Below are 23975 nucleotides of genomic sequence, written 5' to 3'. Positions count from 1 at the left end.
AAGGTCACTTTATGAAGCTCGTAGGAAAAATAGCGGTTGTCACTGGTGCGTCCAAAGGCATAGGTGCCGGAATTGCCAAGGCACTGGGTGCGCAGGGCGCAACAGTCATCGTCAACTATGCCTCGAGTAAGGGCGACGCCGATGCGGTGGTTGCTCACATTGCGGAGCGTGGCGGCTCAGCCTTCGCCCTACAGGCTGATATGAGCCAGGCGGCCGATGTTGTGCGCCTGTTTGACACGGTCCGGACGAAGTTCGGGACCTTGGATATCCTGGTCAACAACGCAGGTGTCGCGGTGTTCCAGATGATCGATGACCTGACAGAGGAAGCCTTCCATAAGCAATTCAATCTGAATGTGCTGGGTTACCTTCTCTCGGTGCGAGAGGCTGTCAAACTGCTGGGTCCCAAGGGGAGCATTATCAATATCAGCTCAATTCTCAGCACCGACCCCTACCTGGCTTCGAGTGTGTACTCGGCGACCAAGGGCGCCGTCGATACCTTGACCCTCGCATTGGCCAGGGAGCTGGGAACGCGTGGCATCCGGGTCAACGCCATCCGGCCCGGGCACACGAACACACCCGCGACAGACGGAAATTTTGCCGGTGAGTTGGGCGTAAAACTTCTCGCGGGAACTCCGTTGGGCCGCTTCGGCGAGCCCGAAGATATCGCACCGTTGGCCGTGTTTTTGGCGTCCGACGACTCGCACTGGGTGACAGGCGAATCCATCAGGGCTGCCGGTGGTGTTCGCGGTGTTGGTTATTGACACGGCTGATTGAACCTACACAGAGACATCAACGCTCCCGCAGCATCGAGCTTCGCCTGGCATTCCGGTGTCGCATTGGCGACCTCGATCCTGCCGGCGGCACACGCTTGCAGAGAGCGGTAAAGCATTGCCATAGCGTTGGTGGTGTTCAAGCCAGGCAGATCAGTTCTCAGGGGAAGTGTCCGAGTCTTGACTGGGTTCAGCATCCAGTTTCAACCGGTCAGCCTTGCTGATGTATTTCGACTTGCTTTTCGGTGCCAGTTTGGCGCTGGCCTTTTTGGCGTGAGCCTTTAATAACTGCTTTATTTTTTTTTGACGATTCATGTTTGTACCCGGCTTGTCAGTTCTTCAATGATGACAGAGGTTTGCGTGCGAGGCCCAGGGAGTGAGAGGGCTTCGTCGCGTCTTCGAGCATGTTAAAGCTAGCGCCAGCGTTGCCGATATCCCCAGCCATAGACTTGCGTACCACCGGTACGACTGTAATGACTGACCTTGCGACCCATGCGCTCTGCTGCCCGGCCGCGTCATTTAAGGAAAAGTGACTGTGATCATTGGTATCGACCTGGGCACCACCAACAGCCTCGTGGCGGCCTGGGATGGCGAACGTGCCCGAATACTCCCCAATGCCGTGGGCAACCTTCTCACGCCGAGCGTCGTTGGCCTCGACGACCATGGCCAACTGGTGGTCGGGGATATCGCCCGCGAGCGGTTGCACACCCACCCGCACCTCACCGCGTCTCTGTTCAAGCGCTACATGGGCAGCGCCCGTGAAACCCTACTCGGCGGGCGCGCCTACCGCGCGGAAGAACTCTCGGCGATGCTGCTGCGCAGTCTCAAGGCCGACGCCGAGCGTGCCTTGGGCGAGCCTGTTCACGAAGCGGTGATCAGCGTGCCTGCGTATTTCAGCGATGCTCAGCGCAAGGCTACGCGTATCGCCGGCGAACTGGCGGGGCTGAAAGTCGAAAAACTGGTCAACGAACCCACCGCCGCAGCCCTGGCTTATGGGCTTCAACAGCGAAACGAGGCGACCTTCCTGGTGTTCGACCTCGGCGGTGGCACCTTTGACGTGTCCGTCATGGAGCTGTTCGAAGGCGTCATGGAAGTTCGCGCCAGCGCGGGGGACAACTTCCTTGGCGGTGAAGACTTCGATGACCTGCTCGTGGAGTTTTTCATCGCTAAAATCGGCGCCGCTGACCTGCCAGACACGGCCCTCCCTGCCACCGCACAGCGGTTGCGGCGAGAAGCGCAGCGGGTTCGCCACGCTCTGGGGCAGGCGCAGACCGCACGCTTTACCCTTCGCGAGCAAGCGCGTGAGTGGAGCATTGAACTGACCCAGGCCGACCTTGCGGACATCGTCCGTCCCTTGCTGGACCGCTTGCGCGCCCCGATCGAACGCGCGCTCCGCGACGCCCGGATCAAGGTCGCGGACCTGAACGAAATATTGCTGGTCGGTGGCACAACGCGCATGCCGCTGGTGCGCAAGCTGGTCGCGGCGCTGTTCGGGCGAATCCCGGCGATGCAGCTCAACCCGGACGAAGTGGTCGCGCAGGGTGCGGCCATTCAGGCGGCGCTACTGGCGCGCCATGCCTCCCTTGAAGAAGTGGTGCTCACCGATGTGTGCCCTTATACCTTGGGAATCGAGACGTCGGTGCAGGCAGGTGCCGGTTTCCAAAGCGGCCACTACTTGCCGATCATCGAGCGCAACACCGTGGTGCCGGTGAGCCGCTCCCGTACGGTATCGACCCTCAGTGACAACCAGAAGGTGGTCAACCTCGGTATCTATCAGGGCGAAAACCGCTTGGTGAGTCACAATATTTTCCTCGGTGAGCTGGAAATCTCCGTGCCGCCGCGCAAGGCCGGTGAAGTCACCCTGGATGTCCGCTTCACCTACGACAACAACGGTTTGCTCGAAGCCCAGGTGCACCTGCCGATCAACGGCGAAATCCGCCGGCTGGTCATCGAGAACAACCCGGGTGTACTGGCTCCAGAAGAAGTCGCCCAGCGTCTGGCTGCCCTCGAAGCGCTGAAAGTGCACCCCCGCGATCAGCAGATCAACACCCTGCTGCTGGCCCGACTGGACCGCTTGTATCAGGAAAGCCTCGGCGATGGCCGGCAGTTTATTGCCGGGTTGGCGAACCATTTCCAGCAAATGCTCGACACTCAGGACGAACGCCAGATACGCGAAGCCCGCAGCGACATTACTCAACGCCTTGCTCATTTCGAGCGAGAGGGTTAAGCGACCATGAACCACTGGCAATTGCTCAGCCTTACCCCGGATGCGGACGAACGCAGCATCAAGCGTGCCTATGCGCGGCTGCTCAAAACCCACCGCCCGGACGAAAACCCCGATGAGTTCCAGCGCCTGCGTGAAGCCTATGAAGCCTCGCTGGCCGAGGCTCGCTGGCGCGCGCAGGCGGATGAGGAAGTCGTTGAGGCCCCGATCGCCGTCAGCGCGCCAACCCCTGAATGCCCCCAGCCAGCGGAAGTCTCCCCGCTAGCCATCCCCCTGGAACGCCTCGATATCACACCGGCCATCAGCCCACCGGAACCGTCCATGGGGCAAATGCAGCAGTGGTTGGCCGAGGGTAAAGACCGTCAGCTCGTGGACGCGCTGCGCGTTTGGATGGCCAGCGACTGGCTAATACCTTTCGAGCGCCGCCAGCAATTCGAGCAGAGCGTACTGGATTGGCTCGAATCCGCCCCGCAATGGTCGCCAGCCTTCTTCGATGGCGTGTGCAAGGTCATGGGGTGGGACGAGGCCCAGGGCACCCTTCCTTGCGAGTATTGGCGTTGGGACAGACTGATCCGACGGTGCGAGGTGCAAGCCATGGAGGAGACCGTACGCGGCGATCTGGCCAGATTCGACGCCGATAAAATCCATGGGCAGGCGGCCGCCTTGCTGCTCAAACCCATGAGTGACCACCGCCGTCGTGGAATGGCCGACTACTTTACCGGCCTCGACTGGCAACGCTTTACGCAGCTCGCTCAAACCATCGAATACCAATACCCCGAGGTGCCCCAACGTCTTGGGCTGCAACCACTCGACAACTGGCGGGACTGGTTGCCGGCCTCAAGCTATCGAGGGGTCTATCTTTTCCTGTGGCTGACGCTGTCCGCTTTGGTTGTTTCTTCCTTGCTTGCTGTGCCGGCGAAAAGGAATGGGCTGGCCTCCGTGGTTATACTGCCGCTGATGATGCCGGTATTGATGTGGTTCGGCATGAAGGCCTACCAGTTTTGGGCCATGGTGGCCGTGGCAGCGGGGCGGCTGGATGTGCTGCTTAGCCGATGGTTACTCCCGCGCCGTTGGTACCGGCAAGGCGCCGGGCTCCTGGTGCTTCGACACATACTGCCCAGTGCAGTGCCCGCAGCCTTGGCGTGCGCCTGGTCCGGTAATGTGCCGTGGCTGCGGTGGGTCAGCCCGGTGGTGGTGTTCCTCGGCACGATTTATTTCACGAATTCAGCGCTGAGTGGCGGAAAGGTCTCGCTGGGCGCTCGGGCATTGCGAGCAATCAAGCTGAAGGTCGGGCGGTTGCCCTGGCACATGCTCAAGCGTGAAGGCATCCTGGTTCTGATGGCCGTGGCGGCGATGGCGGTCTGGATACATTTGCATCTGCAGGCTGTTGTTTAGGAGGGGGCGCCAATGGGTGCGTGGCGTCGATCACTTGTGATCCACTGATCGCGCTGCTTCCGTCCCTGGAGGTCCGAATGCCGTCTATCACCACGCGCCTGGCGGCGCTGTTGGTTCTTTGCCTGGCGCTTGAAGTACCAGCCCAGAACAACGCCTGTCCGGCTGGCGAGAAACAAGTGTGCCTGGACGGCTGCATCTGCCTGCCAGACCTCGGGCAGGTGCTCGGCCCCGTGCCTGATGGCATCTATCAGATCGCGGCACCTGCCCTGGCGCTGTGGCTGACCCAGGCCCGCGCTGAGGCAGCCAACGCCGGCCTTCAACCCATGCCACCGCACATCCGCGAGCAACTGCTGCGCTGGTACGCCCCCGGCATTCTCGATACCGCGCACTACAAAGTCAGCGACAACGGCCAGTTCAGCGCCGCCACTGCCATGCTGCAAAACCCCGATGTGGGTGCCGTGACGCTGATCGACATCATCCTTTTTCGGGACGCCCAGACCGCAGAACAGAACGTCGTGCTCTGGGCTCATGAACTCAAGCATGTGCAGCAGTTTCAGGAATGGGGAGTAGAAGGTTTTGCCCAGCGCTATACACAGGATTTCAATGCGGTGGAGGCGCCGGCTTATGCCATACAGGCTGAAGTCAGACGTTTTGTGCGCGAAGGGAATGATCACGAAAACCCGGCACATCCTCGATGACTTCCCCGGCAGACATACGTACTCTTGCTGATCCGCTTCTCAAGACAAGAATAAAACCAGGAGTCATTGATGCAACCAATCCGTCTCGGTCTGGTGGGCTACGGCAAGATTGCCCAGGATCAACACGTTCCCGCTATCAACGCCAACCCGGCCTTCCAGTTGGTCGCTGTCGCAACGCAAGGGCAGCCCTGCGCCGGGGTAGAGAACTTTCAGTCTCTGGGTGAGCTGCTCGAAAACGGCCCGCCGGTGGATGCAATTGCGTTTTGCACACCGCCGCAAGGACGATTCGCGCTGGTGCGACAAGCGCTGGCCGCCGGCAAACACGTGCTGGTCGAAAAACCGCCGTGCGCCACCTTGGGCGAAGCGATGGCGTTGGTGAATCTGGTCGGTGAGCAAGGCGTCAGCGGTCTGTTTGCCTGGCATTCACGCTACGCGCCCGGCATCGAAGCCGCCCGTGACTGGCTGGCCACCCGCACCCTGCAAAGCGTACAGATCGACTGGAAGGAAGACGTGCGCAAGTGGCACCCCGGCCAGGCATGGATCTGGCAACCCGGCGGCCTGGGCGTCTTCGATCCCGGCATCAACGCCTTGTCGATTGCCACCCATTTGCTGGCGCTGCCGCTGTTTGTCGAGTCTGCCGAACTGCGCGTCCCGAGCAACTGCCAGTCGCCAATCGCCGCGTCCATCAAAATGTCCGACGCGCGCCACCTCGATGTCCGCGCGGAGTTCGATTTCGACCACGGTCATGACGAACTCTGGAGCATCGAGATTCGCTGCACCGAAGGCCTCCTGCGACTGGACAACGGCGGCGCACTGTTGAGTATCGACGGCGTGCGCCAGGCTGTATCGGAGGAGGGTGAGTACGCGGCGGTGTATCGACATTTTCAGCAGTTGATTGGCGACAAGGCCAGCGACCTGGATCTCCAGCCGCTGCGCTTGGTTGCAGACAGCTTTTTTGTCGGGAGCCGGATGTCGGTTGAGCCGTTTTATGATTAGTGGCGGCATGGGTGAGTGAGTGTTTTTGGGCGATTGTTGTCTGACACCAAGGACGGCCATCGACCCATAGTTGACGTTCAGCAACTGCAAAATTCAGCCAAGAGATGCCTCGGGAGAAAGAAGTCTGGCTTGGCTGTGCCGGACCTTGCAGCAAGCTCCGGGCTGTCGGTCCTCGGCTCTCTCCCACAAGGGATGCCGGGATTTACCATCCCTTGGATTACCAACGCCAATATCGTTCCCATGCTGATTGTCGGTTGCGCCGTGGCGCTGGTTTCGTTCGCCGACACCAACCTACTGTCTCGCGTCTACGCGGCGCGGACCAGAACCTACGTGGATGTGAGCTTGGCCGACATTCTGGCCGAAGTGGACGAAACCCAGCGCGCAGCGGGCATCACATTGTGCGTGACCGAGATGAAAGACCCCAGTCAAGGTGAGTTCAAGCGATTCGGGGTTTACACGTCACTGGGGAGGCACGGATTTTCCCACGCTAGACGATGCCGTTGGCAGGTATGTGCAGAGTCATCCGGTTGATCTGGCGGATTGGGAGAACGAGGGGGCAGTGAGTGGTGCCGCCGTTGCAACCGGATGACGCGGCTATCAAAAAAATGCGCAATCTCGGGCCCCTTGCCCCCCGGCTCAATAAGCATCGTGTAAATTTGAAACTGTAGCCATTGAGCATAGGACGCGAGGCACAGGCTCGATAGTCGGTAAAGCCGCCATTCGAATAATAAAAAGAACACTGATGCGCCCAGGAGATATGCCATGAGATCGCAACCGGTCCAGCAAAAATCTCAGCAAGCAGGATTACAGAGCGTTTCTGTCACCGACGCCAATGTGCTGGCGAACTCTTTGTCGGAGTGGCAGCAAGAGTACCTGCAGATAAGCCCGGGGCAATTCGCAGGTTCGGTCACTGAAATTTCCGTGGGTGTGGTGCAGATTTTCCGTGAGGTGATGAATCAAGCGGTGGATCAACATGGGCAAACCCTGCCTGGCAAGTTTGCCTTGGGCATTCCCATCGCGTTGCGCGGCCACGGTTACTGGTGCGGTAAAGAGCTCGATTGCATTGATTCCGTGTTCTTTCTCCGGCCGGATTCCGAACTCAAATTCAAGACCCCCGGCTATTCGGATATTTATGGTGCATCCGTCGATGTTGAAGCCTTCAGGAAATACTCGCTGGATGATGAGTTTGATGACAAGAGTGTCATCGCGCTGACCAAGGAAGTCAGTGCACTGGCGCCCGAAAAATGTGCAGCCTTCCGGCAAGGCTTTGATAACTTTTTCCGTGCCGTCGAGGACAATCCTTCAATTCTCGAATCGGCGTCAGCCAAAAAACAACTCACCTTCGACATCATGCAATTGCTCCTTGGCATGACAGCAGACTTGCCCGTATCGAAGAAATCTCACGCAGAGCAGTTCATTCATCGCCATGTTGTAGACAGTGCACGCAATTATATTCTTTCAAGAAAAAGTGAAGCGTTAACGGTGACCGATTTGTGTGAGGGGCTGCGCACCAGTCATCGTTCGCTGCATTATGCCTTCAACAAAGTCTTGGGGATCAGCCCCGTGACTTATCTGCGCTACATACGTTTGAACGGCGTCAGGGCAGAACTTGTCTCCAGCGATAAGCCAACCTTGATTAGTGAAGTGGCCGCCAATTGGGGCTTCTGGCATATGGGCATGTTCAGCGTCTACTACAAACATCTGTTTGGCGAACGGCCGTCCGAAACACTTAAAAACCATCGTTCGACGGTAATTACTTAATACCTGATTGTGAAACAGCATGCCCGGGGACACGACCCGGGCATGACGGGATTTTTTTGTTCAAAAAAACCGGAGGACATCATGAGTAAGTTGAACGGGAAAGTGGCCTTGATTACCGGGGCTTCAAAAGGAATGGGGAAATCTCATGCCAGCATCTACGCAAAATATGGGGCCAGCTTGATCCTGGTTGATCTTGATGAGTCTATCCATGAAGTGGCAGCAGAGATTCAAAATACCTACGGCGTGGAAGTACTTGCGCACGTCGGTGATGTGACCGATCCGCAGGCCATGCGCCTGATTGCCGAAAAAGGCATGCAGCGTTTTGGCCGCTTGAATGCGCTGGTCTGCAATGCCGGCGTTTGCCGACTGGCGAAGTTTCTGGATTCCAGCGATGCCGATCTCGACTTGCACATCAACGTTAACGTCAAAGGTGCATGGCATACCGCCCGGGCGGTTCTGCCGCACATGATCAACTCCGGCGGCGGTGCGGTGGTCGTCATGTCGTCCGTCACCGGTGACCTGACGGCCGATCCGGGTGAGGTGGCCTATGCCTTGTCCAAGTCCGCGCTGATTGGCTTCACCAAGGCGCTGGCGGTGGAAATGGCTCCCCATCACATTCGGGTCAATGCCATTTGCCCGGGCTTCATATGGACACCGATGGCGGAGCAGGTCGCCAGGCAAGTCAATCCGGACGATCCGAAGTCGGTTCTTGATGAACTGGCCACAGCCATTCCCATGAAACGCCTGGGCAGGCCCGATGAAGTCGGTGAGTTGTCGGCATTCCTCGCGTCCGACGAGTCCAGTTACATCAACGGTGCGCAAATCGTGATCGATGGTGCCAGCACGCTGCCTGAGACAGTCAGCATCGGGATGTAACCCACGTTGAGTTTTCAGCAAGGACGCTACTGCATCGACCCATTGGCGTGATCCATAACAATAAAAGAGTGGAGCTTTTGTGATGACAGAGCTAACCGAATCCCTGCATGAAGAGGCGCCTATAGTCAGTGAAAAGCTGAAGGGCAACCTGGGTACTTATCAGATCGCATTGTTGGTGATTGCCGCCGCCGCACCTTTGGGCGCTGTTCTCACAGCCGCGCCCATCGGCTTTCAACTCGGCAACGGTCCGGGGCTGGCCGGAACATTTTTGGTGGCCGGATTCTTGATGGTTTGTTTCTCGGTCGGCTATGGCGAGTTAATTCGCGCGATCCCGGGTGCAGGCGCGTTTTACAAGTATCTATCAGTGGTGTTTGGCCCGCGAGTTGGCGCGGGCGCGGCATGGGTAGCATTGGCGTCCTACCTGGCAATTACCATTGCCCTGGCCATTGTTTCGGGCTACTACACCAATTTGACCTTGCAAACATTTGGCGTGGATATTGGCTGGACGTCATGGACATTGTTGCTCATGGCGCTGACGTCTTATCTCGGCCGGGCGAACATTGATTTTGCCGCGAAGATCCTGGTGCCATTGGTGCTTGCTGAGTTCTTCATGCTGTTTCTGCTCGGTATCTCCATTTTCATGGATAAAGGCCTCGCTGCGTTTCCAGTTGAAGCGGTATCGATTGATGCAATAACGTCGCCCGGCCTCGGGGTCGGAATGATGGTCGCGCTGGCAGCGTTCCTCGGTGTCGAGTCCGCAGCGCTGTATGCGATGGAAGCCAAGCGGCCGGAAAAATCCATTCCGGGTGCCACGCGTCTCGCAGTAGCCTTGGTGGCTGTCGCTTACTTTGTGATTATCTGGCTGATTGTAGGTGGCATCGGGGTAGAAGCGATCAAGGGCGAAGCGGCATCGGCGCAAGGCGAACTGATCATCAACCTGTTCTCGACACGCCTGGGAGGCACAACGGCCACCCTTGTTTCGATCATGCTGTGCACCAGCAATTTTGCCTGTTTGTTGTCGCTGCACAACGCGGCCACTCGCTACGTGCATGTGCTGGCCAAAGATAAACATTTGCCGCGTGTGCTATCGAACATTCATGCGCAAAAAAACTCCCCGGCCAATGCGAGTCTTCTAGTAACGGTGGTGGTTGCAGTCTGCATCGCCGTCCCATCGTCGCTGGGTTACGACGCGTTTGTCTTCCTTTTCCCGGTGACGCTGGCTTTGGGAACGATTGGGCTCATCGGGCTTCAGGCATTCATTTCGCTGGCAGTGGTTGCCCATTTCAAGAAAGTCAGCTCTCGCAAGTATCTCAAAGTCTTGGTCAGCCCACTGGTTGCACTGGCGGGGCTTAGCGTGGCGGTTTACTTGATCTATGAGAACTACGGGCTGCTGACCGGCAGTGAATCCGCTTGGGTGAACGGAACGCCATTACTTCTGGTGGTGCTGTTCTTTTACGGCGTGATTAAAGGCCGTTCAAAGAACAATTAATTCAACAGTCCGTCGGACGCTGTAAGCACCGCATTAGTGCAGGTTGCTCTTTGATAGTGCGAAGTGATGACTAAAGTCTGGATAACTGGAACGCGCAGGAGGGTTGCCGACCTGACCGCAGCGTTGCCGGATCATTTATCCGCTGTGCCTTGAGCGATTAAAAAGCCAGAAACATGCCAGCTCTTTTAGTTTGGCGAGTGCCCGCTATGTTTCTGCCAATTTGTGTTAATGCGCCTGCGGTAGTTGGTCGTAGTCTTTATAGGCCGACTTACCGCAGTGCTGCAGTTTCTTCATCGTCTGAATGCCTTTAAACCCAAAAGTACATTTGACTGGAAGAGTACGAAGCATGAACTTTAATCTTAAAATAACCACCGCGACCCACCCGCTTGACCCGCTTTCGCTAGAGGAGCTTGCTTTGGCGAGCAGCATCCTGAAACGGGAAAAAAACCTTCACGACAAATGCCGCTTCCCGTACCTGCATCTCGCCGAGCCGGATAAGCGTGAGGTATTGGCCCATGTGCCAGGCCAGGCATTTTCCAGGCGTACATTTGCCTTGGTGCTGGACAAATTGACGGGCAACACCTTCGAAGCGCTGGTTGATTTGAACAGCCAAACCCTTGTCGATTGGCAAGCGGTCGACATTGAAACCCAGGGTCATGCACCGATCATGATTGAGGAGTTCGACCTGTGCGTGGAAGCTGTGCAAAACGACCCCGCGTGGCGTGCGGCTGTCAAGCGCCGGGGCCTCACCGATGCCGATATTGAAAACGTACAGATCGATCCCTGGTCATTCGGGCATTTCGGCGATGATGAACGTTATCAGGGCAAGCGGTTGATGCGCGGTGTCGCGTTCTACCGTGACAAGCTGACCGACAACGGCTACGCCCACCCGATCGAAGGACTGGTTGCTATCATCGACCTGAACAAAGGCGAGGTCATCGAGCTGTTGGACGACGGTCGTCTGACGCCGATTCCCAAAGCCACGATCAACTACGATTCCGCGTCCCTGGGCCAGCCGCGTGACGGACTCAAACCGTTGCACATCACGCAGCCCGAGGGCGTGAGCTTCACCGTCGATGACTGGAAAGTGAGTTGGCAGAACTGGGAGTTCCGCGTCGGCTTCACGCCGCGCGAAGGTCTGGTTCTGCACCAACTGGGCTACAAGGACGGTGACGTCGTGCGCCCGATCCTCTATCGCGCCAGTGTCACCGACATGGGCGTTCCCTATTCGGACAACGAGCTCAATCATTACTGGAAATGCGCGTTCGATGGCGGCGAATACGGGCTCGGTCGTCTGGCCAACCAACTGGAGCTGGGCTGTGATTGCCTGGGGGCGATTCGTTATTTCGATGTGCCTTCGGTCAATGATCAGGGCGAACCTTTTGTCATGAAGAACGCTATCTGCATGCACGAGGAAGATTACGGCACGCTGTGGAAACACTATGAGTTTCGTACCGGTGTGTTCGAAATGCGTCGCTCCCGGCGCTTGGTGATCAGCTTCTTCTGCACCGTGGCCAACTACGACTACGGGTTTTTCTGGTACCTCTATCAGGACGGTACGATTCAACTCGAAGCCAAGCTGACCGGGATCATCCAGACCGCCGCGTTGGCTCCCGGTCAACGCCCCGCCAGCGGGGGCGGCATGGTCACGCCCGAGTTCTATGGCCCGACCCACCAGCATTTTTTCAGTGCGCGTTTGCACATGATGGTGGATGGCGAGCACAACTCTGTGACCGAAACCAATTTCCAGTCGCGCCCGCAAGGCGAGGGAAATACCTGGGGCAACGTCTTCGACAGTGTGACCACCACGTTTACCCATGAGCTGGACGCCGCCCGTGAGGCCAACGGCCAGACCGGGCGCTTCTGGAAAATCATCAATCCGAACGTCAAGAACGCCGTCGGCAATCACCCCGGCTACAAGCTGATGGCCGAGCACAATCCGGTCATGCTCGCCCAACCCGACAGCTCGTTTGGTCGACGTGCAGGGTTTGCCAGCAAGCACCTGTGGGTGACGCCTTACGCGCCCGGCGAGCGTTACGGCTCCGGCGATTACCCCAACCAGCATCGGGGTGACGGCCTCCCGCTGTACACGCAGAACAACCGCGAGATCCAGAACCAGGATCTGGTGGTATGGCACACCTTTGGCCATACCCACATCTGCAAACCGGAGGATTTCCCGGTGATGCCGGTGGAATACGTCGGGTTTAAACTCAAGCCCAATAACTTCTTCAACGGCAACCCGGCCATGGACTTGCCGGCGAGCAGGGACCACGCCAGTGTCCAGGACGGTCAGCCGGCCAGTTGCTGCAAACACAACGCCTGATCAGGTCTCTATCGATGAATGCCCAAGCGCTCTGCGCTTGGGTCGAGGGTGGTTGTCATGTCTGGATTTTCGAGTTGGGCCTGGCTGGAGTTATTGCCGATAGCCGTGTTTGTTTGCTGGGTGAGCGGAGGGCCTAAGGGTTGGAAGCGTCAACCGTTGTTGCTGGGCGGTGCTGCGCTGGTGTTTTTGCTGGGCATGCAGCCGGCGCTGGACGCCGCTGCGCGCCACAGCGTCTGGCTGCACTGCCTGCAAAGCGCCTTGATTCATCACCTGGCGCCGATCCTTTTACTGTTTGCCGTCGCCCGGGAGCCGGCCAGTGAAGCGGGTTTCACAAAGGAAGGGAGGGCGGTGCGAATTTGGGTGGTGATCGCGTTTGGTGCAATGAGCGGCGTATGGATGCTGCCGCAATTGCATCAACGATTGATGGACGATGCCACGCTGTATGCGCTGATGAAATGGGCCATGGCCGTGAGTGGGTTGTGGTTGTGCCGGGTAATGGGGCGTTATTGCCAGCGCGCGGATGTTCCCTTGCGCAAGCAGTGGAGCTTCAGCCTGGGAGTGGCGCTACCGCAAGTGCTGGTCGGTGTGATGCTGCTGCTCAGTCCACCTCTGTATCCCATGCACGGTCACTCGATGATGCACATGCACGATGTCGGGAACATGAGTGCTCAACTGGATCAGTTTTTGGGGGGCGCGCTGATGTGCCTGTCGGCGTTGCTTCTGCTGTGGGTCGATCGTGTTATGCACCGCAAACCTGGGCCGACTATCAACGCCGTTGGGCCGAGGGTGAATGGCCAAACAGGCGTTTGTACTCCTGGCTGAAATAGCTTTGATGGGTGAACCCCCAGCGGTACGCCACATCGGCGACGCTGGGGGCCGGGTGCTCGGTAAGGCTGCGCTGGGCGGCGTTCAAACGGACGGCGCGCAGATACGTCAGAGGCGAGCTGCCGGCGATTTTTTCGAAGCTGTAATGCAGCGTGCGGCGGGGGATCTTCAACTCCCTGCACAAGTCCAGGATCGACAGCGATTCCCCTGCAGGGCTTTGCAGCACGCGCTCATGGCAGTATTTGACAATGTGCTGGTGGCTGCCGCCCAGTCCCTGTAAGCGCACCGGGTTTTGCGGCTCCAGCAAGTCGAGCAGCGTATCGAGTACGCAGTTCTGAAGGGCTTGATCATTGAGGTCGTCAAGGGTTTGGAGCTGATCAAGCAGGCCGGTCATGGCAACCTGGGCACCTTGTAGACCCCCGGCGCACAGCTTCATCCCGTAACCCCTGGGTCGACGGTAGAACAGTTCAACGTCCTCAGCGACCAACAGTTGTTCAAGCACTTGGCAATTTAACGAAACCACAATGTAGTCAGTGTCCGGCGGTGTGACGAAGAAAAAATCGTCGTCGTAGGGCAGGAAGTTCAGCCCGTCGGCAAGAAGGGTTCGATTCGGCGCCACGTCGGGCTGACTCGGCAGGTTCACCGGCAGCAGCAGGTTTATGCACTGGGCAGGCGTGTGCGTGTGCTGGGCAACAGCGCTGCTCAGGGTTTCACGGAACAATCGGACGCCGTTCAGTTGCACGTCCTGCAGGGCACCGTGAAAAGCACCGGGCGTCAGCTTGTCGTAGTGTTGCGACCAGTGCGCCAGTGATGCGGCGTGTTCGATGATTTCGTCGAAGTGTTGAGTCTGCCTGTGCATCATGCGGCACCGTTACGCCTGTCACTTGTCCTTACAGCAGCAATCCGGACGCCAATGCCCGGAAACTTTCGACGGCTTTTTCAGAGGCGGTCTGGGGATCCTCAGCATGTGCAATCCACAAGGAAGCGCCGAGCAGGGCACCCATGATCAGGCGCGCCGTCGCTTCGGTGTCGACCACGCGGATCGTTCCTTCGTCAATCAGCTTTTGAATGCTGCGTTGGGTACTTCGGATGCACGCGTTCTGGCTCGGCCATTGCGACGGGTCGCCCAGTACCGCTGGCCCGTCGAGGAAGAGAATGCGCTGGATTTCAGGTTCCAGGGACATCTTGATGTAGGCGATGGACTCATCGATGAAGCCGTCCCAGGTTGTGCTGGCCTCTTCGATAATGACCGACAACCGTTCCATCATTTCTCCATCTATCTGGGCGATGACGGCCTGTAGCAAGCCCTTTTTGTCGCCAAAGTGATGGTACAGCGCACCCCGGGTCAGACCCGCTTGAGCGGTGAAATCGTCCATCGAACTTTCCGCATATCCCTTCGCAGCAAATGCGTCTCGCGCCGCCTTGATCAGTTTGCCGCGAGTCTCCGCAATCATGTCCGCACGCTTCTGCGCCATCGGTCTTGTTCCCTATAAAGAATTTAACATTCGTTGCGTATGTAAGTTGACATACTTCGCGTATGTCGTATTGTGTATCACATACGAGGCGTATGCAATGAGTCTGAGCTGTGTGCTCTCAGCCTCGGGAGCCCCGCCATTTCGCACAGGATACCGAGCAATGCGTGAACAGCGCGATTCCGATATTTCACTGCACCCCGCAGGTCAGGGGAAAACCCTGGGATTTATCCTCAACCCGGTCGCCGGAATGGGCGGACGCGTGGGGCTAAAGGGCACCGACGGGGTCGAGGTTTTGCAGGAAGCAAGGCGCCGCGGTGCGCAACCCGTTTCAAGCGATCGGGCCTTGATCGCGCTCAAGCGTCTGGCGGCTTCGACGACGCCATTCCGGCTGATCACCGGCTCGGGTGAGCTGGGCGAAGATGTCGCGCGCGCCGCCGGTCTCGACCCGATTGTCGTCTATACGTCGTCGCCGGGAGCGAGCCGGCCCGATGACACCCGAAATGCCGCGCTCGTCATGGCGCATGCCTCGGTCGATCTGCTTTTGTTCGCCGGCGGAGATGGCACCGCGCGCGATGTGCTGGAAAAGGTTAGTGATCGCGTACCGATCCTCGGTATCCCTACGGGTGTGAAGATGTATTCCGCCGTGTTCGGCACTAATCCGCAGAACGCTGGACATCTTGCGGCACGCTTCGTAGCCGGCGACTCGTCGGTGCGCTTTCGCGAAGCCGAGGTCATGGACATCGACGAGGCTGCCATGCGCAACGATCAGGTGTCGGCGCGGCTGTATGGCTACGCCCGCAGCCCGCACCAACGTCACCTGACGCAAAACGCCAAGGCCGGTTCCTTGGCCAACGAAAACATGGCGCTCGACGCCGTGTCCCGACAGGTTGTCAGGGACATGAAACCCGGCTGCCTATACCTGCTGGGGCCAGGCACCACCACGCGACGCATTATGACTGAGCTCGGCCTGCCGTCGACGCTGTTGGGCGTAGACGCGGTCATGGACGGTGCGCTGGTGGGTGCCGACCTCAATGAACACGCGTTGATCCGTCTGATGGAAGGGTACGAGACACGCATCATCGTTGGCGTTCTGGGCGGTCACGGCAGCTTGTTCGGCCGTGGCAACCAGCAGATCAGCGCCGAGGTCATCCGCCGGGCAGGGCGCGAACACATCATCGTGATCACCTCGATGGACAAGCTCCTTTCCCTCGATACCGGCTGCTTGCGCGTCGACACGGGTGACGCCGAAGTCGATGCCATGCTCAGCGGCCACATACGCGTGCACACAGGGCCTGACCGGTCCGTCTTCTTCAGGGTTCGATCCTGATCAATTGTTTCATCCGATAAAAACGAGGATAACCCCATGAGTAATCATGTCGCCCACCCCTACATGGCGAACTCTGTTCCTGCACTCAAACAGGAGATGCTCGACTCGATCGGTGTAGACAGCATTGAGGAGTTGTTCCAGCAAATTCCCAATGAACACCGCCTGCAACGTCCGATTGATTTGCCGCCGGCGCTCAACGAGAGCGAGCTGCGTCGGCATCTGCTCAGCACGTTGTCGAAAAACAAGACCTGCGAGCAAAACCTTAACTTCCTGGGTGCCGGCTGTTGGCAGCATCACGTTCCGGCAGCGTGCGACGAAGTCGTGCGCCGTAATGAATGGCTGACCTCGGTGTTTGGTGAGCCGAGCTCCGACCACGGTCGCAATCAAGCCTGGTTCGAGTTCTGCAGCCAGCTCGGCGAGCTGCTGAACATGGATCTGGTCGGCCTGCCGGTGCGCAGCTGGGGTTGCGCTGCGGGTCACGCCATTCGCATGGCAACCCGAATTACCGGGCGCAGCGAAGTGGCGGTGGTCCGTGCCATCGATCCTGAGCGGCTTTCCATCATCCGCAACTACTGCGAACCCGTGGAAATGCCGGGCCACATCGTCGTGCGACTCGTCGACTTTGACCCGAAAACCGGCTTGCTCGATATTGATCACCTCCGTGCCTCGATCGGTGCGCAAACGGCTGCGGTCTATTTCGAAACACCGTCTTATTTCGGTGTGATCGAACAGCAAGGGGCCGAAATCGCCGCCATTGCCCATGCAGCGGGTGCCGAAGTCATCGTTGGGGTCGATCCGATCTCCCTCGGCGTGCTGGCCGCACCGATTGATTTCGGCGCCGACATCGTGGTGGGTACCACTCAGCCGCTCGGCGTGCATATGAACTGTGGTGGCGGGGTCAGCGGCTTCATTGCAACCCGCGACGAAGAACTGTACGCCCACCAATACCCGACGCTGTTCATCAGCATCGCCGAAACCACCAAGCCCGGCGAATATGGTTTTGGCCTGAGCTTGTTCGAACAATCGTCCTACGGCTTGCGTGACAAGGGCAATGACTGGACCGGTCATTCGGTCTACATGTGGGCCATCGCCAATGCCGTCTACATGGCGATGATGGGACCAAAGGGCTTCGAGGATGTAGGCAATCTCATCCTGCAACGTGCTCACTACGCGGCGAAGTTGCTGAGTGAAGTTCCGGGCCTGGCAGTGACATTCCCTTCCGGTTTCTTCAAGGAGTTCGTGGTGAATTTCGACGCCACCGGGCTGAGCGTGAAGGACATCAACAAGCAGTTGCTCGCGCTCGGAATCTTCGGCGGCAAAGATCTGACTCACGACTTTCCGGCGCTTGGGGCCAGCGCCCTGTACTGCGTCACCGAGATTCACACACAAGCCGATATTCAGCGCCTGACTGCTGCACTTAAAGAGGTAATCGCACAATGAGCACTCCACTCAAGGAATACCATGCTCCCGTCTGGAGCGAACCCGTCATTCTGGAGATGGGCTATCCCGGCCGTCGCGGTGTGATCTTTTCCGACGTTGAGGCTGACGTGCAAGCGGCTGTCGGCAGCGCCGTCGATTTGATTCCCGCGAACATGAGGCGCTCCAGCAAACCGGCGTTGCCGGAACTGTCCGAGCCCGAGGTGTTGTATCACTACTTGCGCCTGTCGCAGCAGACCCTGGGCATGATGAACATCAGCCTGTTCGGCACCTGCACCATGAAGTACAACGCGCAGATCAACGAGGCGATGGCATGGCGCCCTGAAATTACTCACGTGCATCCACATCAGGACGAGGACACCCTGCAAGGCGCGCTCGAAGTCGTGCATGGCATGGACACGATCCTGCGCGAGTTGTCCGGGATGGACCAGTTCATCTTCCAGGCAGGCGGCGGTGCTGACGCGGCGTACACCAGTTGCGCGGTGACCCGTGCCTACCATGCTTCCCGTGGCGAACTGGAGCAGCGTGACGAGATCATCACCACCATCCAGACGCACCCCAGCAGCGCCGCGACGGCAGCTGCCGCCGGGTTCAAGGTCATCACCCTGATGATCGAAGAGAACGGTTACCCGTCGCTCGAATCCCTGAAGGCCGCCGTGTCCAACCGCACGGCAGCGCTGATGGTGAACAACCCCGACGACATGGGCGTGTACAACCCGGAAATTCGTGAGTGGGTGCGCGTGGTGCATGAAGCGGGCGGTCTGTGCTTCTACGACCATGCAAACTTCAACGGCGCGATGACTAAGATTCGTGCGCGAGAGCTCGGTTTCGACGCGTGCATGTTCATGCTCCACAAGACGTTCGGCGCACCGAAAAGTGGAGTGGGAGGCCCGGCAGTGGGCGCCTATGGTTGTTCGGCAGAACTTGCACCGTTCCTGCCGGCACCGGTGGTGGCCTTTGACGGTGAACGATACAGCCTGGATTACGACCGTCCGCAGAGTGCCGGCAAGATCCGCGAGTTCTGGGGCAACGTTCCGGTCATCCTCAAGGCCTACGCTTGGTCCCGCGCCATGGGCGCAAAAGGGATGGCTGAGGCGTCGGACATTTCGGTACTGGCCAACAACTACATGGAAAAAGGCTTGCTGGCGATTCGTGGCGTGACTCGTTCACACCCTGAGGCTAAAAGCCACCGGATGGAGATGACGCGCTACAGCCTTGAGCAACTCAAGGAGGAAACCGGAGTCGACGTCCATGACGTGCAAAACCGCATGAGCGATTTCGGTATTGATCCGATGTGGAGCAGTCACCACCCGTGGCTGGTACCGGAGCCGTTCACCCCCGAGGCAGGCGAGATGTACGGTAAAGAGGCGCTGGACACCTGGATTGCGGTGCTTGCGCACATATCCGACGAGGCTTACTCGAATCCGGTGATCGTCAAGACCTCGCCGCACAACCAGGCTATTCACCGGTTGAAGAGCGCACCGCTGGAAGACCCGGCTCATTGGGCCATGACCTGGCGTGCGCACCTGCGCAAAACCAAGCAACAGACTGCTTGAACCTGGCGTTTGCACGCAGCGGCCCCGTTGATCAGGCGGGGCCGTTTTGAAACCTGATCAGAGCTAACAATCAGCCATCGGAGGTTTCCAGCACAGTAAAACAGGCTGGTGATTTCCCCCACAGGATAACCTCATGTCGATTTTCGAAACGGGCCTGGCGCCCTCGGCAGTCAACCATATCGCCCTTTCTCCGCTGAGCTTCATCGAGCGCACAGCCTCTGTCTACGGTGAGTATCCCGCCGTGATCCACGGCGCCATTCGCCGCAACTGGCAAGAGACCTATGAACGTTGCCGGCGCCTGGCTGGCGCACTAAGCCAGAGGGGTATCGGCAAGGGCGATACCGTGGCAGTGATGCTCCCCAACATCCCGGCCATGCTCGAAGCCCACTTTGGCGTGCCGATGATCGGCGCTGTACTCAATACCCTGAACGTGCGGCTGGATGCGCAAGCTATTGCCTTCATGCTTGAGCACGGCGAAGCCAAGGTGTTGATCACCGATCGGGAGTTCCACGCTGTTATTCGTGAAGCCTTGAGCCTGCTCTCTCATCCGCCACTGGTTGTCGATGTGGACGACCCGGAGTACGGCGAAGGCAGCGCGGTTAGCACGCTGGACTATGAAGCCTTCCTCGCTGAAGGTGATCCACAGTTCGCCTGGCAATGGCCTGAGGATGAATGGCAAGCCATCTCGCTCAACTACACATCCGGCACCACGGGGAATCCCAAGGGGGTCATTTACCACCACCGCGGGGCGTATCTCAACTCACTGGGAAATCAGATGACTTGGGCCATGGGGCACCACCCGGTGTATTTGTGGACCTTGCCGATGTTTCATTGCAACGGCTGGTGCTATCCATGGACGGTGACTGCGTTGGCTGGGACTCATGTATTCCTGCGTCGGGTCGATCCGCAGAAAATCCTCACTTTGATTCATCAACATCGGGTCAGCCATTTGTGTGGTGCGCCGATTGTCCTCAATGCGTTGGTCAATCTGCCAGACTCGTCCAAGGCTGCCTTCGATCATCCGGTCGACGCCATGCTGGCGGGCGCCGCACCGCCGGCCAAAGTCATCGGTGCGGTCGAGGAGATGGGCATCAAGGTCACACACGTTTATGGGCTGACTGAGGTTTACGGCCCGGTGACCGTTTGCGCCTGGCATGACCAGTGGGACGAGCAACCGCTGAATGAGCGCGCAAGGATCAAGTCGCGCCAGGGCGTGCGCTATCCGACCCTGGAAGGGCTGATGGTTGCCGATCCGAAAACCCTTGAACCGGTCCCCTTGGACGGCACAAGTGTCGGCGAAATCTTCATGCGCGGGAACACGATCATGAAGGGCTATTTGAAGAACACCGAAGCGACAAGTGAAGCGTTCGAAGGCGGCTGGTTCCATACCGGCGACCTGGCGGTACGTCACCCTGACGGTTATGTCGAAATCAAGGATCGCCTAAAGGACATCATTATCTCGGGCGGCGAGAACATTTCCACCATCGAGGTCGAAGACGTTCTCTATCGTCACCCGGCAGTACTGGAGGCCGCAGTGGTCGCCCGTCCGGACGAAAAGTGGGGCGAAACTCCTTGCGCCTTCATCAAGCTCAAAGTCGATTATCAGAACACCCGGGAAGCCGATATCATCCTGTTCTGTCGTGAACATCTGGCGGGCTTCAAATTGCCGAAAACCGTGGTGTTCATCGAGTTGCCGAAAACATCGACAGGCAAGATCCAGAAGTACTTGTTGCGCGATTGGGCCAAGGCACTCTGAAAAGAGTGCCCAAGTTTAGAGCGCGTTAGCTGGAGTAGCCGGCAAAGGCTATCAGCCTCTCTCCAGTTTAAATGGAGAAGGCTGATGGTTGGCTGAAGGCTTCAGCGTTTGCAGATCCTGTTCGCAGGTTTTATTGGCGTGGGGGACGCCAAGCTCGCCGACCTCTTCCTGCATCAACGTATCGCAGGCAAAAAAATCAGCGGGTCGGCAATACTTCTCAAGCGAAGCATTGTCGAGATGAAAGGCATAGGTTCTGAAAAAAGGCATCTGGGCCTCCGGTGCAATACCGATGGTGGGCAGGGGACGGGAAATCGAGGTTGGGTAAACAGGCTGGGTTGGGGGGATTACGAACCTTGGCCGTAGGCGGTAATCCACTCGTTTGTTGACCACCGTTGTCGTCCATCTGTAAAGGAATGCTAGGAGTTAACGGCCTCGGATCTGGTCGAACTTGCGGCAGTATCTGATTACAGCCGAGCTACTTTTTGCGGTTCGCTGCCACCCCAGTACAACCAGGTCCAGCCGTCGCCCTTGCGCTGGAATACCCCGGTCGTAACGTACTGGACGACCGTTGGCTCAGCGTTTTCAAACGTGTGGCCGTCGATTCGGATCTGCGCCCAGGCAATGTCACCGCGTATCCAGGACACCACCAGTCGTGGTTCCCATCGGATGTTCAGGGTGGTCACCCACGTCACGCCATTTTGTACCGCTTCGGTCCCCATGAAGAACTCGTCCAGGCCTGAGCCGGCGATCGCGACGTCCGGATCGGTGAAGTACTTGGCGACGTCCGAGCTAGGCGTGGAAAAACCCTGCAGGACTTTCGTGATAAAGGCATTGAGTGACTCCCGGGTCGCGGTGTCGGAAATCATGGAGGGCGACTGGTACCCAACGAGACTGTCGATCATGAATACTCCCTGTTGGCTTACGTGGTGTTGGAACTTTTCTGCGGGTGATGAAGGTATGGCGTCCGTGCGGCGGAATTTTTCATACGTGGCGTATGTTAGTAATGCTATTTAACATACGCTACGCATGTCAAGCGGCATGCATACCGAATGCTTTTTCGTAAAACCTGGAGCGATGGAAGGCTGGGTTGTCGTAGAAATCGATTGAGCAGCAGGGGATTTTTTGTGGTGAAGGGGCAAATCTGTCGATTGACATACGGGTTGTATGTTGTATTTTGCTCTGCATACATTGCGTATGTAGCAAGCTTCTGCCCAACCAGGCTTGGCCAGGATGATGCATGCGGCACTTCTTCACTTGGATCAATCGTCAAACATGCATGACTTCAAAGATCACCGCGGATACTCGGCCATGTACCGCGAGGGGCACCTGACTCTTGGGCTTTACTTCGCGATTGAATCCTACGCAGGGGCTATCCCGGAGATGGATTTAGCGCGACAGATCAGTACCGCACAAATGGCGGAACGCTACGGATTTTCGGCCGTGTATTTCAGGGATGTTCCTCTGAATGTTCCTTCGTTCGGTGATGTGGGCCACATTTATGACCCATGGGTATTCATGGGCTATGTGGCGGCGCAGACGACCCGTATCGCGCTCGCGACGGGCAGCATCGTTTCGACCTTGCGTCATCCCTTGCATCTCGCCAAGGCAGCAGCTTCGGTAGACAGACTGTCGGGACAGCGCCTCGTGCTTGGTCTTGCGACAGGGGACCGGCCAACCGAGTTCTCGGCCTTCAACGCCTCTCTCGAAAAACGCCAGGAATTGTTTCAGGAAGCATTGACGGTGATGCGCCGTGTATGGAGCGAAGAGTCGCCAAGGATCTCCACGTCTAGGGTAGAACTTTCCGTCGCAGACCTGCTACCCAAGCCTCTACTGGGCGCCATCCCTGTTATGGTTACGGGACACTCGCGTCAATCGCTGGAGTGGATCGCCAATCATGCCGACGGTTGGCTCTACTATCCGCAGGACGTGGTGCAACAGGCAGTGACGATAAAAAAATGGCGGTCGTTGACTCAAGGTTTCAAGCCATTCTCGCAGTCACTTTATGTTGATCTCTCGCCAGATCCGGAAGAAGCAGCCACGCCTATTCATCTCGGATTCAGGTCAGGCCATCGTTTCCTGATCCATTACCTGCAAACGTTGAGAGAGATAGGGGTCAACCATGTCGGCTTGAATCTCAAATACGGTCGCCGCCCTGCGCACGAAGTCGTTCAGGAGCTGGGTGAGTACGTGATTCCTTATTTTGCTGGCAACTATCCAGAAGCGTGACAATGGAGCTAAGCGAAACGGAACGGTCGATTTTGATGAACAAGGCTACAAGGCTTGGTCGACTACCGCGTCCAGGGTATCGCGACTGAAGCCCGACTTGGCTTGAATCGCTTTACCATGGAGCATAGCCAGCACGAAGACGGCTAACGCGGAACAGTTGGAAAAACTAGCAATGGTGGGGGAAACTGTTGAACCCATAGAGTTTTCCAACGACTGTTTTTGGCCGTTTTCTGCCAGTCGCGCGAGGCAGAAAGCGACCCAAAGCGGACAATACGGAGAACCTATGTACACAGTGACCGTCGTTAGCGAACGGCCCGACTTCAGATGTTTTCTGGATTTGCTCTATGGCCCTGGGCGAAACGTAGACACGGATGGTGATTCATACCCTGTGAACAGCCGCTCTTGGACATACCTGTATGTGAAGGACAGAGAGAGCGATGACCCTTACATCGAAATCCATGCGAGCGAGGTAGATGTCTCAAGGTTTACCGTGCAGTCCGACTCGTCGAGGCTGGAGGCCCTGGCTGCGTTGTACTTGTACCTGACCTGTGGTGGGTCAATCTCCTCTTCAGATCAGGCACTTGATAAAGCCGCCATCGAAATGTTGTGCGACAGATATTCCGTTGAGCTCTGCCGAGCCCATGGATCTATTTGGCATCAGTCGGCAGATAACGCGCCTTACTCACAGGAGTGAACGACGGCTTGTTTCGGAGCGCGCAAACGTCCGCTCTTGGCCGATTTCTGCCTATCGCGAGAGCGCAAAAAACGACCCAATATAGATAGTCCGTCCCACCTTCACCGATACTGGTAACGGTTGGTAGGTAGCTGTCAGCGAGGGTGA

General features: G+C 57.8%; 20 protein-coding genes and 1 pseudogene. 16 read left to right on the top strand and 5 right to left on the bottom strand.

The window, feature by feature from the left end:
• Window positions 1–11 precede the first annotated feature (11 nt).
• A complete protein-coding gene (locus ACM1ZW_RS28890; RefSeq protein WP_416739860.1) occupies window positions 12–761 on the top strand; it encodes a glucose 1-dehydrogenase in 750 nt (249 codons plus the stop codon).
• Window positions 762–923: 162 nt separating this feature from the next.
• On the opposite strand, the gene ACM1ZW_RS28885 is transcribed toward ACM1ZW_RS28890, so the two are convergent.
• Entirely contained in the window at window positions 924–1085 is a 162-nt protein-coding gene (locus tag ACM1ZW_RS28885; protein WP_017338329.1) for a DUF2986 domain-containing protein, read from the bottom strand.
• 220 nt (window positions 1086–1305) lie between these two features.
• Here ACM1ZW_RS28885 and ACM1ZW_RS28880 point away from each other — a divergent pair, with 220 nt between their 5' ends.
• The 10 genes and pseudogenes from ACM1ZW_RS28880 to ACM1ZW_RS28835 all read left to right on the top strand — a co-directional run bounded on the left by ACM1ZW_RS28880 (window position 1306) and on the right by ACM1ZW_RS28835 (window position 13354).
• On the top strand, window positions 1306–2997 hold the full coding sequence (locus tag ACM1ZW_RS28880) for an Hsp70 family protein (protein ID WP_416739859.1): 1692 nt from the start codon (window positions 1306–1308) through the stop codon (window positions 2995–2997).
• A gap of 6 nt (window positions 2998–3003) precedes the next feature.
• Window positions 3004–4389 (top strand): J domain-containing protein, encoded by a 1386-nt coding sequence (locus ACM1ZW_RS28875; RefSeq protein ID WP_414880017.1) that lies wholly within the window; start codon window positions 3004–3006, stop codon window positions 4387–4389.
• Window positions 4390–4466: 77 nt separating this feature from the next.
• Window positions 4467–5087, top strand: coding sequence for an eCIS core domain-containing protein (locus ACM1ZW_RS28870; RefSeq protein ID WP_416739858.1), 621 nt, complete (start codon window positions 4467–4469; stop codon window positions 5085–5087).
• A 69-nt stretch (window positions 5088–5156) separates the two neighbouring features.
• Window positions 5157–6083 carry a Gfo/Idh/MocA family protein gene (locus ACM1ZW_RS28865; RefSeq protein WP_414880015.1) on the top strand — a complete coding sequence of 309 codons (927 nt, stop codon included), beginning with the start codon at window positions 5157–5159 and terminating at the stop codon, window positions 6081–6083.
• Window positions 6084–6212: 129 nt separating this feature from the next.
• Window positions 6213–6419 (top strand): annotated as a pseudogene (locus tag ACM1ZW_RS28860) (SulP family inorganic anion transporter); the annotation flags it as partial.
• A 426-nt stretch (window positions 6420–6845) separates the two neighbouring features.
• Window positions 6846–7844 (top strand): helix-turn-helix domain-containing protein, encoded by a 999-nt coding sequence (locus ACM1ZW_RS28855; protein ID WP_017338335.1) that lies wholly within the window; start codon window positions 6846–6848, stop codon window positions 7842–7844.
• A 42-nt stretch (window positions 7845–7886) separates the two neighbouring features.
• Complete coding sequence (ucpA, locus tag ACM1ZW_RS28850) at window positions 7887–8720, top strand: SDR family oxidoreductase UcpA (protein ID WP_238588298.1); 834 nt, start codon at window positions 7887–7889, stop codon at window positions 8718–8720.
• 82 nt (window positions 8721–8802) lie between these two features.
• Window positions 8803–10209: an APC family permease gene (locus tag ACM1ZW_RS28845; RefSeq protein ID WP_416739857.1), complete on the top strand. Its 1407-nt coding sequence runs from the start codon at window positions 8803–8805 to the stop codon at window positions 10207–10209.
• Window positions 10210–10624: 415 nt separating this feature from the next.
• Window positions 10625–12532 carry a primary-amine oxidase gene (locus ACM1ZW_RS28840; RefSeq protein WP_416739856.1) on the top strand — a complete coding sequence of 636 codons (1908 nt, stop codon included), beginning with the start codon at window positions 10625–10627 and terminating at the stop codon, window positions 12530–12532.
• Window positions 12533–12589: 57 nt separating this feature from the next.
• Window positions 12590–13354, top strand: a complete 765-nt coding sequence (locus ACM1ZW_RS28835; protein WP_414884358.1) for a cytochrome c oxidase assembly protein — start codon at window positions 12590–12592, stop codon at window positions 13352–13354.
• Here the strand turns inward: ACM1ZW_RS28835 and ACM1ZW_RS28830 are convergent.
• Window positions 13299–14216, bottom strand: coding sequence for a helix-turn-helix domain-containing protein (locus ACM1ZW_RS28830; RefSeq protein ID WP_416739855.1), 918 nt, complete (start codon window positions 14214–14216; stop codon window positions 13299–13301). The genes ACM1ZW_RS28835 and ACM1ZW_RS28830 overlap by 56 nt on opposite strands.
• A 31-nt stretch (window positions 14217–14247) precedes the next feature.
• The gene (locus ACM1ZW_RS28825; RefSeq protein WP_017338341.1) at window positions 14248–14832 is read right to left on the bottom strand and encodes a TetR/AcrR family transcriptional regulator; all 585 of its coding nucleotides are present in this window, start codon (window positions 14830–14832) and stop codon (window positions 14248–14250) included.
• 160 nt (window positions 14833–14992) lie between these two features.
• Here ACM1ZW_RS28825 and ACM1ZW_RS28820 point away from each other — a divergent pair, with 160 nt between their 5' ends.
• From ACM1ZW_RS28820 to ACM1ZW_RS28805, 4 genes are all read left to right on the top strand, one after another.
• On the top strand, window positions 14993–16159 hold the full coding sequence (locus tag ACM1ZW_RS28820; protein WP_017338342.1) for an ATP-NAD kinase family protein: 1167 nt from the start codon (window positions 14993–14995) through the stop codon (window positions 16157–16159).
• A 36-nt stretch (window positions 16160–16195) separates the two neighbouring features.
• A complete protein-coding gene (gcvPA, locus tag ACM1ZW_RS28815) occupies window positions 16196–17599 on the top strand; it encodes an aminomethyl-transferring glycine dehydrogenase subunit GcvPA (RefSeq protein ID WP_031318813.1) in 1404 nt (467 codons plus the stop codon).
• Complete coding sequence (gene gcvPB, locus ACM1ZW_RS28810) at window positions 17596–19152, top strand: aminomethyl-transferring glycine dehydrogenase subunit GcvPB (protein ID WP_017338344.1); 1557 nt, start codon at window positions 17596–17598, stop codon at window positions 19150–19152. Before gcvPA ends, gcvPB begins: the two co-directional genes overlap by 4 nt.
• Window positions 19153–19285: 133 nt before the next feature.
• Window positions 19286–20908, top strand: coding sequence for an acyl-CoA synthetase (locus ACM1ZW_RS28805; protein ID WP_017338345.1), 1623 nt, complete (start codon window positions 19286–19288; stop codon window positions 20906–20908).
• A 51-nt stretch (window positions 20909–20959) separates the two neighbouring features.
• Here the strand turns inward: ACM1ZW_RS28805 and ACM1ZW_RS28800 are convergent, their stop codons facing one another.
• Window positions 20960–21175 (bottom strand): hypothetical protein, encoded by a 216-nt coding sequence (locus ACM1ZW_RS28800; protein WP_414884361.1) that lies wholly within the window; start codon window positions 21173–21175, stop codon window positions 20960–20962.
• 197 nt (window positions 21176–21372) lie between these two features.
• On the bottom strand, window positions 21373–21810 hold the full coding sequence (locus ACM1ZW_RS28795; RefSeq protein ID WP_168758110.1) for a nuclear transport factor 2 family protein: 438 nt from the start codon (window positions 21808–21810) through the stop codon (window positions 21373–21375).
• A gap of 370 nt (window positions 21811–22180) precedes the next feature.
• Between ACM1ZW_RS28795 and ACM1ZW_RS28790 the strand changes: the two genes are divergently transcribed.
• Window positions 22181–23134, top strand: coding sequence for an LLM class oxidoreductase (locus ACM1ZW_RS28790; RefSeq protein ID WP_416739854.1), 954 nt, complete (start codon window positions 22181–22183; stop codon window positions 23132–23134).
• The last annotated feature ends 841 nt before the right edge of the window (window positions 23135–23975 follow it).

Source organism: Pseudomonas sp. NFX71 (assembly GCF_048079215.1).
In the GTDB taxonomy this organism is placed as follows: domain Bacteria; phylum Pseudomonadota; class Gammaproteobacteria; order Pseudomonadales; family Pseudomonadaceae; genus Aquipseudomonas; species Aquipseudomonas fluorescens_B.
The sequence above is the reverse complement of the archived record's forward strand: the minus strand, read 5'-3'. Positions and strand labels throughout refer to the sequence as shown.

Coding starts and splice junctions, on each gene's coding strand:
- ACM1ZW_RS28890 (WP_416739860.1), top strand. CDS start 12: ATGAAGCTCGTAGGAAAAATAGCGGTTGTCACTGGTGCGTCCAAAGGC.
- ACM1ZW_RS28885 (WP_017338329.1), bottom strand. CDS start 1,085: ATGAATCGTCAAAAAAAAATAAAGCAGTTATTAAAGGCTCACGCCAAA.
- ACM1ZW_RS28875 (WP_414880017.1), top strand. CDS start 3,004: ATGAACCACTGGCAATTGCTCAGCCTTACCCCGGATGCGGACGAACGC.
- ACM1ZW_RS28870 (WP_416739858.1), top strand. CDS start 4,467: ATGCCGTCTATCACCACGCGCCTGGCGGCGCTGTTGGTTCTTTGCCTG.
- ACM1ZW_RS28865 (WP_414880015.1), top strand. CDS start 5,157: ATGCAACCAATCCGTCTCGGTCTGGTGGGCTACGGCAAGATTGCCCAG.
- ACM1ZW_RS28855 (WP_017338335.1), top strand. CDS start 6,846: ATGAGATCGCAACCGGTCCAGCAAAAATCTCAGCAAGCAGGATTACAG.
- ucpA (WP_238588298.1), top strand. CDS start 7,887: ATGACGGGATTTTTTTGTTCAAAAAAACCGGAGGACATCATGAGTAAG.
- ACM1ZW_RS28845 (WP_416739857.1), top strand. CDS start 8,803: ATGACAGAGCTAACCGAATCCCTGCATGAAGAGGCGCCTATAGTCAGT.
- ACM1ZW_RS28835 (WP_414884358.1), top strand. CDS start 12,590: ATGTCTGGATTTTCGAGTTGGGCCTGGCTGGAGTTATTGCCGATAGCC.
- ACM1ZW_RS28830 (WP_416739855.1), bottom strand. CDS start 14,216: ATGCACAGGCAGACTCAACACTTCGACGAAATCATCGAACACGCCGCA.
- ACM1ZW_RS28825 (WP_017338341.1), bottom strand. CDS start 14,832: ATGGCGCAGAAGCGTGCGGACATGATTGCGGAGACTCGCGGCAAACTG.
- ACM1ZW_RS28820 (WP_017338342.1), top strand. CDS start 14,993: ATGCGTGAACAGCGCGATTCCGATATTTCACTGCACCCCGCAGGTCAG.
- gcvPA (WP_031318813.1), top strand. CDS start 16,196: ATGAGTAATCATGTCGCCCACCCCTACATGGCGAACTCTGTTCCTGCA.
- gcvPB (WP_017338344.1), top strand. CDS start 17,596: ATGAGCACTCCACTCAAGGAATACCATGCTCCCGTCTGGAGCGAACCC.
- ACM1ZW_RS28805 (WP_017338345.1), top strand. CDS start 19,286: ATGTCGATTTTCGAAACGGGCCTGGCGCCCTCGGCAGTCAACCATATC.
- ACM1ZW_RS28800 (WP_414884361.1), bottom strand. CDS start 21,175: ATGCCTTTTTTCAGAACCTATGCCTTTCATCTCGACAATGCTTCGCTT.
- ACM1ZW_RS28795 (WP_168758110.1), bottom strand. CDS start 21,810: ATGATCGACAGTCTCGTTGGGTACCAGTCGCCCTCCATGATTTCCGAC.
- ACM1ZW_RS28790 (WP_416739854.1), top strand. CDS start 22,181: ATGCATGACTTCAAAGATCACCGCGGATACTCGGCCATGTACCGCGAG.